At 64.4% G+C, this 11,626-nt stretch carries 10 protein-coding genes; 8 read left to right on the forward strand and 2 right to left on the reverse strand.

Annotation, left to right across the window (positions count from 1 at the left end):
• Positions 1–8: 8 nt before the first annotated feature.
• A complete protein-coding gene (locus EOC83_RS26045; protein WP_013532876.1) occupies positions 9–1,160 on the forward strand; it encodes an efflux RND transporter periplasmic adaptor subunit in 1,152 nt (383 codons plus the stop codon).
• A 22-nt stretch (positions 1,161–1,182) separates the two neighbouring features.
• Here EOC83_RS26045 and EOC83_RS33615 read toward each other — a convergent pair whose 3' ends face one another.
• Complete coding sequence (locus tag EOC83_RS33615; protein ID WP_275955645.1) at positions 1,183–1,608, reverse strand: LysR family transcriptional regulator; 426 nt, start codon at positions 1,606–1,608, stop codon at positions 1,183–1,185.
• A 132-nt stretch (positions 1,609–1,740) separates the two neighbouring features.
• On the opposite strand from EOC83_RS33615, the gene EOC83_RS26055 reads away from it, so the two are divergent.
• The 7 genes from EOC83_RS26055 to EOC83_RS26085 all read left to right on the forward strand — a co-directional run bounded on the left by EOC83_RS26055 (position 1,741) and on the right by EOC83_RS26085 (position 10,655).
• Complete coding sequence (locus tag EOC83_RS26055; RefSeq protein ID WP_063167630.1) at positions 1,741–2,433, forward strand: GntR family transcriptional regulator; 693 nt, start codon at positions 1,741–1,743, stop codon at positions 2,431–2,433.
• A gap of 35 nt (positions 2,434–2,468) precedes the next feature.
• Complete coding sequence (locus tag EOC83_RS26060; protein WP_063167629.1) at positions 2,469–3,575, forward strand: mandelate racemase/muconate lactonizing enzyme family protein; 1,107 nt, start codon at positions 2,469–2,471, stop codon at positions 3,573–3,575.
• A 1-nt stretch (position 3,576) separates the two neighbouring features.
• Positions 3,577–4,761, forward strand: a complete 1,185-nt coding sequence (locus EOC83_RS26065) for a mandelate racemase/muconate lactonizing enzyme family protein (protein WP_063167628.1) — start codon at positions 3,577–3,579, stop codon at positions 4,759–4,761.
• A 247-nt stretch (positions 4,762–5,008) separates the two neighbouring features.
• Positions 5,009–6,673, forward strand: a complete 1,665-nt coding sequence (locus EOC83_RS26070; RefSeq protein ID WP_013532880.1) for an ABC transporter substrate-binding protein — start codon at positions 5,009–5,011, stop codon at positions 6,671–6,673.
• Positions 6,674–6,773: 100 nt separating this feature from the next.
• Entirely contained in the window at positions 6,774–7,757 is a 984-nt protein-coding gene (locus EOC83_RS26075) for an ABC transporter permease (RefSeq protein WP_181172681.1), read from the forward strand.
• Positions 7,754–8,632 (forward strand): ABC transporter permease, encoded by an 879-nt coding sequence (locus tag EOC83_RS26080; protein WP_027163828.1) that lies wholly within the window; start codon positions 7,754–7,756, stop codon positions 8,630–8,632. Before EOC83_RS26075 ends, EOC83_RS26080 begins: the two co-directional genes overlap by 4 nt.
• Positions 8,625–10,655 carry an ABC transporter ATP-binding protein gene (locus tag EOC83_RS26085; RefSeq protein WP_063167627.1) on the forward strand — a complete coding sequence of 677 codons (2,031 nt, stop codon included), beginning with the start codon at positions 8,625–8,627 and terminating at the stop codon, positions 10,653–10,655. The genes EOC83_RS26080 and EOC83_RS26085 overlap by 8 nt, the downstream gene beginning before the upstream one ends.
• A 33-nt stretch (positions 10,656–10,688) precedes the next feature.
• On the opposite strand, the gene EOC83_RS26090 is transcribed toward EOC83_RS26085, so the two are convergent.
• Positions 10,689–11,591, reverse strand: coding sequence for a LysR family transcriptional regulator (locus EOC83_RS26090; RefSeq protein ID WP_063170184.1), 903 nt, complete (start codon positions 11,589–11,591; stop codon positions 10,689–10,691).
• Positions 11,592–11,626 lie beyond the last annotated feature (35 nt).

Genomic DNA, 11,626 nt, shown 5'->3' on the forward strand with positions numbered 1-11,626 from the left:
GACTGATCATGCGTAAATGGAAAATCGCGTTGGGAACGGCTGTCGCGCTGGGTGCGATCTCGGTGGCCAGCGTCCACCTGCTCGATATGGGCAATCTCAGCCTCAATGCCGGCACGGCAGGTGCGGCGCCCGCCCCGGCGGCGTTCGTCATGCCGGTGCCGGTGGTCAGCGTCGTCAAGAAGACGATCCCGATCTACCTCGACTATGCCGCGCGGACAGAGCCGATCCGCAGCATCACCTTACAGGCGAGGATTCCCGGCTATCTGCAGGAGCAGACCGCAGCCGACGGCGTCGACGTCCGGCAAGGCGATCTTCTCTACAAGATCTCGCCTGACGACTTCCAGGCGGCGCTCGACCAGGCCAAGGCCCAAGTGCAGCGCGACACGGCGACGCTCGACTATGCCCGCTCGAATCTTGGTCGCGGCACCGAGCTCGCCAAGAGCGGCTACCTCGCCAAGGACGGCTTCGACCAGCGCACCAGCACCTTGCGCGAAGCGCAGGCATCGCTGGCGCTGAACCAGGCGGCGGTCCGCACGGCAGAGCTCAATCTGAGCTACGCTGAAATCCGGGCGCCGTTTGCCGGGCGCCTTGGCCGCAACCAGGCCTCGGTCGGAACGCTGGTCAGCGTCGCCGGCACCGTGCTCAACACGCTGGTGCAGCTCGACCCGATCTACGTCACCTTCAACCCGAGCGAGACGGATCTGACCGAGATCGAGCAAGCCCGTGCGAACGGCCCGATCGAAGTGGATGTCCTGCTCCCCGGCCAGACCGAGGCAAGCCAGAAGGGCGAGCTTACCTTCATCGACAATTCGGTCGACCGCTCGACCGGCACGATCACGGCGCGCGCGACGATCGGCAATGGCAAGTTCACGCTGCTGCCGGGCCAATATGTCCGTGTCCGGCTGCATGTGAGAGAGCAGGCCGATGCGCTGATGGTGCCACAGACGGCGCTGGGCTCAAGCCAGCTCGGCAAATATCTCTATGTCGTCGGCAAGGGCAATACGGTCGACCAGCGGCTGGTTTCGCTCGGACCGACGAGCGGCGATCAGGTCGCCATCCTCAGCGGCGTCGCCGAGGGCGACCAGGTGATTACGGGCAATCTGCAGAAGATCGGCCCCGGAGCGCCCGTATCGCCGATACCGGAAAAGCCGGCCACCTGAACACCCCCGTCAGGATCCGGCTTCAGCGCGGCGCCCCGGCCTTCCCACAGGTCGCGGGCGCCGCTCGACTGAGCAGTTCCACCAGACCGGCAACATCGGCCCGGTCGGCCTTGGCCGGCGGCATGAATGCACAATAGGGGTGCCCGAGGTGCACCGAGACGAGGAGAGCGCAATCAGCCGACCGGCCTCCAGATCGGCGTGCGCCATGACCCGCTGGCCAAGCGCGATGCCCAGGCCGAGCCTTGCCGAGGCGATCGGCGTCGGTGAGCGCGATGCGGTTGCCGCTGCGCACGAACAGCTGCTTGCCGAACCAGGTTTCGAGATTGCGTATCTGCTGGCTGACCGCCGCCGACGAAACGCCGAGTTCAGAGGCGGCCAAAGTGAAGCCGCCGGCACGGGCGGCAACTTCAAAAGCCTTGATCGCATTCAGCGGCGGCAACCGTTCCACAGCGGCTCCATATGACTCGCCAGAGGGAATTTCGAAACGGTCTCTGCAGCGTTGGCCAATCAATTGAGATAGCCTCTTGTTAGATTGTCGACAATCTGCTTGTCTTGCTTTCGGTTTCCTGGGAGTGGCCGAATGGCGAAAGCGGATTTCAGTCCTATCGCGGATACGACGCGACGCGCCGAGATCGTTGCGCTGTTGCGGCGCGCGATCCTGACCGGCCAGCTCGCGCCCGGCCAGAAGCTCAACGAGCTCCGTATCTCCGAACAGATGCGGGTCAGCCGCGCGCCGCTGCGCGAGGCGATGCGCGAGCTGGTCCAGGAAGGGATCCTGACCAGCATCCCCTATGCCGGCACCTTCGTCATCGAGGTCACAGCCAAGGACATCGACGATGCCTATTCGTTCAACAAGGTGATGGACGAGCTGGCCATCGAGCGGGCGTGGCCGCTGCGTGACCAGCGCTTCTTCGACGAGCTCGACCGGCGCCACGAAGCCGTGAAGCAGGCGACCCGCGCATTGGACACGACACGCCAGATCGAAACCGCGCTGCAACTGCATGGCCTGATCTACGAATGGGCCGACAATTCGGTGCTGCTGGAAACCTGGCAGCGGCTGACCAGCCGGCTGCAGATGTATTTCGCGCTCCACCAGCATGCCCGCAACGAGCCGGTGCCGGCCGAAGACGTTCACGAAACCTATGTGCGGTTGCTGAAGGGCAAGGACATGCGTGCGGCCCAGCGCCATGCCAGGGAGCATATCGATCTCGACTTCGAGGAGTTGCTTGCCTACGCGCGCAGCCTCGAACAACGCCCATCGAGGGGCGCCTGACCCGTTCCCAACACCACAGACAGCGGACAAGACACGTGCAGATCGAGACCATCAAGGCCTACCACGTCATGCAGCCCTTCGTTGACGGGCTATACCGCATGTCGAAGGGGCGCGAGGCCGACGCCTTCGACGCCGTGATCGTGTCCATGACATCAGACAGCGGCATCACCGGCTGGGGCGAGATGGCGCCGCTCGGCAATTTTTACTCGGCCGCCTTCCCCGCCGGCGTTCGCGCCGGCGTGGTCGAGATCGCGCCGCATCTGATCGGCCGCGATCCGCGCGGGCTGGCCAGCATCGGGCGGCTGATGGACACGGTGTTCAAGGGCCATCCCTACATCAAGTCGGCGCTCGACATGGCCTGCTGGGATCTGGCGGCGCGCGCAGCCGACGTGCCGCTGGTCACGCTGCTCGGCGGCAAGGAAAGCGACACCGCGGAACTCTACAAGGTCGTCACGCACGGGAGCGTCGACGCCATGGCCGCGCTGGCCAAGCGCATCGTCAAGGACGGCTTCCACCGGCTGCAGGTCAAGGTCGGCGGCAATGTCCATGACGACATCGAACGCGTCATCGCGGTTGCCTCCTCGGTGCCGAAAGGCACGGTCATCTTCTGCGACGCCAATGCCGGCTGGACTCCCTATCAGGCGCGCCAATTCGCCGATGCCACGCGCGCCATCGACTACACGTTCGAGCAGCCCTGCACCACGATCGATGAAAACATGTCGGTGCGCCGCATGCTCGACAAGCCGATGGTGCTCGACGAATCCGTCACCTCGCTCGAGGCGATGCTGGAAATTCATCGCCTGGGCGCGGCCGACGGGCTGACGCTGAAGATCTCGCGCCTTGGCGGCGTGACGAAGACACGCCAGATCCGCGACATTGCCGTCGACCTCGGCTTCATGATCACGGTCGAGGACACGGGCGGCGCCGAGATCGACACCGCGGCGATGGCGCATCTGTCGCTGTCGACGCCGGAAGAGCGCCGGCTGCACGCCATCGCCTTCCATGAATGGGTGACGGTGCGCACGGCATCGAACATGCCACCGGTCACCGGCAGCCGCATGGGCATTCCAGACGGGCCGGGTCTCGGCATAGACGTCGTTCCCGATCTGCTCGGCGCGCCGTTCTTCGAGGTCGGGCGCTGAGATGAAAATCCGCAGCATCAAAGCCACGCCGATCAATTTGCGCCTCGAAGCGCCCTATGCCTGGGTGTTCGGCGAACTCGACGGATTTTCACCGACCGTCGTCGAAGTCGAGACCGAGGATGGCCTGGTCGGCCTCGGCGAAGCGCCGACGCCAGCGGCGGCCGCGATCATCAATGATGTCCTGGCGCCGCGGCTGGTCGGGCGCGATGCCTTCGACATCGCCGGCGCCGAGCATGTCTGCCTGCCCTTTTGGACCGGCGTGCAGTCGATCAACGACCGCACACGCATCATGGCTTTCGGCGCCATCGAGATGGCTTTGTGGGACCTGCGCGGCAAGGCGTGGAACCAGCCGCTCTACCAGTTGCTCGGCGGCGCCGTACGCAAGGATATCCCGTTCACCGACTATTTTTCGCTGCGCGGTGATGGGCCAAAGGTGAAGGGCGAGACGACGCCCCAGGAAGTCGCCGACTATTGCGTCGAATTGCATGAGACGCATGGAACGACTTTCTTCGAAGGCAAGTTCTCGACCGAAGATCCGAAAATCTCGCTCAGGATGGTCGAGCTGATCCGCAGGAAACTCGGCGACGATGCGATGATCCGTATCGATTCCAACCAGGCCTATTCGCTCAGCACCGCGCGGCGGCTGGCGCGCCCGCTGGAAGAATTGGGCGTGCGCAACTGGGAGGATCCGGTGGCGACCATCGAGGAGATGCGCGAGTTGCGGCGCCATTGCTCGATCCCGTTCTCGACCCACAACATCGACATTGCGCGCGCCATGGAAACCAAAGTGCCGGACGCGTTCGTCGGCAACCCGACGACGCATGGCGGCATCGGCCGGCTGTTGCGCTTCGTCGGCGCCTGCGAGCATGCCGGGATCGATTTCTGGTGCTACAGCGGCGACAGCGGCATCGGCAGCGCCGCCTATCTGCATCTGTGCGCGGCACTCGGCTGGATCAGGGAGCCGAACCAGTCGCTGTTTCGCATGCTGCCGATGGATGTCACCGAGGAAGGACCGTTTTCGCCGAAAAACAATGTCGTGCGCGTTCCGGAAGGTCCCGGTCTCGGCGTCACCTTGTCGCGCGAAAACCTCGCTGCCTGTCACAGAGACTTTACCGAGAAAGGACCGTGCAACAAGTATCATGACCCGGCAAAGCCCGGAACCTATCGCCGTTTGCCGCTGAACTAGATGACGGCTAGCGGCCAAGACCGACGGCCAGACACGAGAAGCCAACCGCCGCGATTTCGGTCGGGAAGGTTGGACAAAGACGGTGGAAGCCGTGCAACCAACAACCCCGAGCGTCCACGCCACGACTGGATGGACCGGACAAAACCGCATGCTAAAGTTCCGGTAGACAGGCCTCCGGTGCCGGGAAAATGGAGCAATCCACGAAAATTTCGTCAACCATAAGAAATAGGGGAAAGGGTAAAAACCCATGAGCAAGAACCACAGCATTCTCGACCTTATCCGGCGCAATCGCACGCCGCTTGAAAATCACCTGATCGACGGCCTCGTCGACGGCCGTGTCAGCCGCCGCGACTTCGTCCGTCACGGCAGCCTGCTCGGCCTGTCGCTGCCGCTGCTGGGCCGCATCGGCATGGCCGCCGGCCTTGGCGGCATGCCGTCGCTGGCGCGCGCCCAGGGCGCGCCGGGCGCCACCATCCGCGTCGCCAGCAGTGTGCCGGCGGCGACGATCGACCCGGTCAGCATTGCAGACGCCGGCGGCCTGCTGATCATGCAGCAGGTTGCCGAATTCCTTTGCGTCGACGGCCCCGATCTGGTGCTGCAGCCGGCCTTGGCCGAAAGCTGGAAGCCGAACGACAACGGCACGGTGTGGACCTTCAAGCTGCGCAAGGGCGTAAAATTCCACAGCGGCGGCGAGATGAAGGCCGACGACGTCGTGGCCAGCATCGACCGCCTTGCCGACCCGGCCAACTCGTCCAATGCGCTGTCGGTGTTCACCGGCATCCTGCAGAAAGGCGCTTCAAAGAAGGTCGACGACTACACGGTGGAATTCCACCTCGATGCGCCGAACGGCAACTTCCCCTACATGCTGTCGTCCGACAACTACAACGCCGTCATCATCCCGGCGAGCTACAAGGGCGACTACGAAAAGAGCTTCGACGGCACCGGGCCGTTCAGAATTGAGAAATACACGGCAAAGGTCGGCGCGTCCTTCGTCCGCAACGAGGACTATTGGGGGCCGAAGGCCTTGCCCGAGCGCACCGAATTCACCTTCTTCACCGACATGCAGCCGCAGATCCTGGCGCTGCAGGGCGGACAGGTCGACATCATCAACCAGATGCCGGTGCTGGCCGGCGTCGCTCTGCTCAACGATCCGAACATCGACATCATCAGCCTGAAGTCGTCGGCCCATCAGCAACTGCACATGCGCTGCGACGAGGGTCCGTTGAAGGATGCGCGCGTGCGCCGAGCCATTGCGCTCTGCCTCGATCGCGACAAGCTGGCCGCCGGCCTGATGAAGGGACGCTCCGCCCTGGGCAATGACAGCCCGTTCGCCGCCGTCTATCCTTCGACCGATACGAGCGTGCCGCAACGCAAGCAGGATATCGCCCAGGCCAAGCAGCTCATGGAAGCAGCCGGCCTTGGCCAGGGCTTCAAGATAACCCTGACCACCGAACGCTACCTGGAAATCCCCGAATACGCCCAGCTCATCCAGAACTGGGTCAAGGAGATCGGCGTCGAGCTCGACCTCAACATCCTCGACCAGAGCGGCTATTACGGAGACGCGGTGTTCGGCAAGTCGAACTGGCTGGATTCGGTGATGGGCATCACCGACTACGGCCACCGCGGCGTGCCGAACGTCTATCTTGCGGCACCGCTGAAGAGCGAAGGCACCTGGAATGCGGCGCATTTCAAGAACAAGGACTATGACGCGCTGGCGACCAGCTACATCGCAGCACTCGACCTCGAGGCGCAGAAGGCCGACGCCGGCAAGATCCAGAAGCTGTTGCTCGAGGAAACGCCTGTTATTTTCGGCTATTTCTACGACTATCTGACGGCGACGGCGAAGGGCGTGGCCGGCGTACAGCCGACCGCCATGTCGCAGCTGTTCCTCGACAAGGCATCGAAAGCCTGAACTAACTCTTTGTTGGAGCATGACCTTTTCCGAAAACCGGTCCCCACTTTTCGGGATCATGCTCAAAGGGAAAGCCAATCCTCTAACAGCCAGCTCCCGCATGGGGCTGGCTCCACAAGGAGTCTTAGCCATTCTCTCCTTCCTTGCCCGGCGTGTCTCGCTGTCGCTGGTGACGCTGTTCCTGCTCAGCATCATGGTGTTCCTGGGCGGCCAGGTGCTGCCCGGCAACGTCGGGCGCGCCATATTGGGTCCATTCGCCGACCAGCGCGCGGTCGACGCGCTCAATCACACGCTCGGCGTCGATCGCCCGCTGCTGGCACAGTACTGGGGCTGGATCTCCAATTTCGTCCAGGGCGACATGGGCACGTCCTACATCTTCCGCTCGCCGGTCGCGCCTTTCGTCATCGATGCGCTCGGCAATTCGATGAAGCTGGCGGCGGTCGCCTTCGTGCTGGTGGTACCGATCGGCATCCTCGGCGGCGTCGTCGCCGCGCTCAACCTCAACCGCCCGCTCGACCGCATCATCAGCCTCGGCGGTCTGTCGGTGACGGTGCTGCCGGAATTCGTCACCGGCATCATCCTGATCCTGATCTTTGGTGTCTGGCTGCGCTGGCTGCCGATATCGGCCGCATGGCCGCGCGACGCCGGCTTCTTCACGCAGCTCTACTACCTGATCCTGCCGTCGCTGCCGCTGTTCCTGGTGCTATTCGGCTACATCGCCCGCATGGCGCGCTCCGGCATGATCGAAGCGCTCGATTCCGACTACACGCGAACGGCCGTGCTGAAGGGCCTGCCCTGGCGCACGGTGATCTGGCGCCATGTGCTGCGCAATGCGCTGCTGCCGACCATCACCGTTATCGCCACGCAGACCGGCTACCTCATCGGCGGCCTTGTCGTCATCGAAACGCTGTTTCGCTACCAGGGCATCGGCTCGCTGATCTTCACTGCCGCGCGCGGCAAGGATTTCCCGATGCTGGAATCCGGCATCCTCACCATCGGCATCGTCTATGCCGTGGCCACTCTTGTCGCCGACTTCCTCTATTCCGTGCTCAATCCGCGCATCCGGCTGGGGTCAGACCAATGAGCACCATCCAGACCACCTCCTCGACACCCGACGACACGCGCCCGCGCGGCCCGCTGGCCGAGGTCTTCTTCTCGCTGCTGCGCTCGCGAACATTCCTTGTCGGTTTCGCCATCGTGCTGTTCTGGGTTGCCTGCGCGCTGTTCGGCGAGCACTTCGCACCCTACGACCCGCTCGCCGACGACATCATCAACGCGCTGGCGCCGCCTTCTTCCGAACACTGGTTCGGCACCGACCAGATCGGCCGCGACGTCTTCTCGCGCGTCATCGTCGGCTCGCGCGACATCCTGACCGTCGCCCCGCTGGCGACCTTGCTGGCGACAGTGGCCGGCACGGCGCTCGGCCTCGTCACCGGCTATTTTCGCGGCCTCGTCGACGATGTCGTCAGCCGAATCCTGGAAGCCTTCATGGCGATCCCGGTGGTCATCGTTGCGTTGCTGGCGATCGTTGCGCTCGGTACCTCGAAGACGACGGTCATCGTTGTCATCGGCTTAAGCTTCGCGCCGATCATCGCGCGCACCGTGCGCTCCGCGGTGCTGGCCGAGCGTGAACTCGACTATGTCGCTGCCGCGCAGCTAAGGCATGAAAGTGCCCTGCATACGATGTTCGTCGAGATCCTGCCCAACGTCATTCCGCCGATCCTGGTCGAAACCACTGTGCGGCTCGGCTATGCCATCTTCGCCGTCGCCACGCTCTCCTTCATGGGTTTCGGCATCCAGCCGCCCTCTCCCGACTGGGGGCTGTCGATCTCCAACAATTACGGCATGATCGGCGGCGGCTTCTGGTGGACGGTGCTGTTCGATGCGCTCGCCATCGCCTCGCTGGTCATCGGCGTCAATCTGGCCGCCGACGGCGTTCACGGAGCGCTCAATGACTAACTCCGCCAAGGCCGAAAACGCACTCGAAGTCACCGATCTTTCGGTTGCCTACCGCGTCGCCGGCCGCAACCGCGCCGTGCTGCGTAACCTCAGCCTCACCATCGGCCAGGGCGAAGCCTATGGGCTGGTCGGCGAATCCGGCTGCGGCAAATCCACCGTGGCGCTTACGGTGGTGCGCTATCTGCCGAGAAACGGTTCTATCACCGGCGGCACGATATCGCTCGACGGCCAGAACGTGATGAAACTCGACGCCGAGGCGCTCAGGCGGGCGCGGGCCGAAAGCGTCTCCATGGTCTATCAGGACCCGGGCAAGGCGCTGAACCCGTCGATCCGCGTCGGCCGTCAGTTGACCGAGATTTTTGAACTCGGCGGTATTTCGGGACAAGCGGCCACCGACCGGGCGATTGCGATGCTCAATCGCGTGCGCATCTCCGATCCGATGAGCGTGATGCAGCGCTACCCGCACCAGCTTTCCGGCGGCATGCAGCAACGCGTGGCGATCGCCATGGCGCTGGCCAACGATCCCTCGATGCTGATCCTCGACGAGCCGACCACCGGCCTCGATGCGACGGTAGAGGCCGAAGTGCTCGACCTGATCGCACAGCTGCGGCAAGAACTGTCGGCCTCGATCCTGTTTATCAGCCACAACCTCGCCGTCGTCTCCAACATGTGCGACCGCGTCGGCGTGCTCTATGCCGGCATGCTGGTCGAGGAAGGGCCGACGGAGGTCGTCTTCAACGACCCGCGCCATCCCTACACCGTAGCCTTGCTGCGCTGCCTGCCGCGCGGGGGCCAGCGCAAGGACCAGGGCCGCCTCGATACCATTCCCGGCTTCCTTCCCGGCATCGGGGTCGACATCAAGGGCTGCGCCTTCGCCGATCGCTGCGCGCTCGCCGACGACCGCTGCCGCAGCGAATTGCCACCGCTCTACGATCTGGGCGGCCGGCTGTCGCGCTGCTTTCATCACGACAAGGCGCAGGCGCTGCCGCGTGCGACACCGAGCGATGTGGCGCCTGTACCAAGGGCGGCGGCAGCGCCGGTGCTGCGCGTCACCGGGCTGAACAAGACCTATGCCAGCCATGGCCATGCACTGCGCGCCGTGAAGGACGTGTCCCTCGACCTGCGGCCTGGCGAAACGCTCGGGCTGGTCGGCGAATCCGGCAGCGGCAAAACGACCTTCGCCAGGCTGCTGCTCGGCCTTGTGCCGCCGGACGCAGGCGGCACGATCGAGCTGGAAGGCAAGGCGCTGGCGCCCAGGCTGGAGAACCGCAGCGACGACCAGATCAAGGCGATGCAGATCGTCTTCCAGAACCCGGACTCCGCACTCAACCGATCGCATTCGATCCGGCATCTGATCGGACGCGCGCTAAAGCGGCTGGCGGGCCTCTCCGGCAAGGCGCTGGAGGCTCGTCTCAACGACCTTGTCCGCTCGGTGCGGCTTACGGACCGGCATCTGGCTGTAAAACCGCGCCAACTGTCCGGCGGCCTGAAGCAGCGCGTCGCCATCGCCCGCGCCTTCGCCGGCGTCCCGCGCATCGTCGTCTGCGACGAGCCGACCTCGGCGCTCGACGTCTCGGTGCAGGCGGCCATCCTCAATCTGCTCGCCGACCTGCAGTCGAAGGAAGACGTCAGCTACATCTTCATCTCGCATGATCTGGCCGTGGTGCGTTACCTCTCCGACAAGATCGCCGTGCTCTATCTCGGCCGCATCATGGAGCTCGGACCGTCGGAGCAAGTCTTTTCCGGGCCGCATCATCCCTACACAGAAGCGCTGCTGTCGGCCGTGCCCAAACTCGACCAGACCGAGACGGCGCGCATTCGTCTCGACGGCGAAATCCCGAGCGCCACCAATCCGCCGTCGGGCTGCGTGTTCCACACGCGCTGCCCGCGCAAGATCGGTCCGATCTGCGAACAGCAGGAGCCGCCGCTGAGCGAGGCCCAGCCCGGCCATTCGATCCGCTGCCACATTCCATATGCCGAACTGGCCAGGCTGCAGAGAGCGGCCGTGACCGAGCCGGCATAGCGAGCGTCACCATCACCCGCGTGGCTTGGCCGGTCAGATCTGGCCGGCCATGCTGAGAGCACGGTCGCCTTCCGAAAAGCCCTGCCCTTCGGCCCAGTCTCTGGCCAGCGTGCGCAGGCCTGTGAGCGCGACATCCAGAACATCCGACGAGGCGGGGTTCGAGGGATAGGCGAGGTAGATCGGCCGCTGGAACACCGGCGTATTGTCGATGCGCCGCATCTCGCCGCGCTCGATATGACCGCTGACGGCGCTGAGCGGCAGATAGGCGGCGGCCTGCTGTGACAGCACGTGCTGCAGCCCGATGAAGACCAGTCCGGCCGATATGGCGGGCTTGACCATGCCGGCAAAGGCGCGGTCGTGCTCGATGCGGAACTCCAGCCCCCAATCCATCAGAATGTAGTTTTCGGTCCACGGCCTGGTCTGCGCGGCATGCTGGACAAGCACGACCTGATCGACCGCCAGCGTTTCGTAGACGATGCCGGGATGCGGTCGCGGCAGGTAGAGGATGCAGATGTCGAGCAGGCCTTCCGCCAGCTGGTCGATCGCCGAGTCCGGGAAGCTGCCCTCCAGCCGCAGCGCCACGTTCGGCCGCCTGGCGCGCATCCACTCGACCCATGGCGAGGTGATGCGGTCCCACAGATAGGCAGGCGCGGTCAGCCGCAGCAAGGTCTCGTAGCCATCGGGAACGGCGATGTCCTGCCGCGATTGCTCCCAGGTGCGGGTGATGGAAGAGGCATGTGGCAGGAACTGCCGGCCGGCCGGCGTCAGCGTGACGCCATCGCGGTCGCGCACGAAAAGCCGGCGGCCCAACTGCTCCTCCAGCCCCCTGATCCGTGCGCTGACGGTGGACTGCGCGAGGTTGAGCCGGCTGGCTGCGACGGTGAAGCTGCCATGGGTGGCGACTTCGAGAAAGCTGCGCAGATTTTCAGTGTCCATGCCCACCTCTGCATCGAAAATTTCGATGACCCCTA

The sequence above is a fragment of the Mesorhizobium sp. Primo-A genome (assembly GCF_003997175.1).
GTDB lineage: Bacteria > Pseudomonadota > Alphaproteobacteria > Rhizobiales > Rhizobiaceae > Mesorhizobium > Mesorhizobium ciceri.

Coding starts and splice junctions, on each gene's coding strand:
- EOC83_RS26070 (WP_013532880.1), top strand. CDS start 5,009: ATGAGCAAGAACCACAGCATTCTCGACCTTATCCGGCGCAATCGCACG.
- EOC83_RS26085 (WP_063167627.1), top strand. CDS start 8,625: ATGACTAACTCCGCCAAGGCCGAAAACGCACTCGAAGTCACCGATCTT.
- EOC83_RS26090 (WP_063170184.1), bottom strand. CDS start 11,591: ATGGACACTGAAAATCTGCGCAGCTTTCTCGAAGTCGCCACCCATGGC.
- EOC83_RS26055 (WP_063167630.1), top strand. CDS start 1,741: ATGGCGAAAGCGGATTTCAGTCCTATCGCGGATACGACGCGACGCGCC.
- EOC83_RS26065 (WP_063167628.1), top strand. CDS start 3,577: ATGAAAATCCGCAGCATCAAAGCCACGCCGATCAATTTGCGCCTCGAA.
- EOC83_RS26045 (WP_013532876.1), top strand. CDS start 9: ATGCGTAAATGGAAAATCGCGTTGGGAACGGCTGTCGCGCTGGGTGCG.
- EOC83_RS26075 (WP_181172681.1), top strand. CDS start 6,774: ATGGGGCTGGCTCCACAAGGAGTCTTAGCCATTCTCTCCTTCCTTGCC.
- EOC83_RS26080 (WP_027163828.1), top strand. CDS start 7,754: ATGAGCACCATCCAGACCACCTCCTCGACACCCGACGACACGCGCCCG.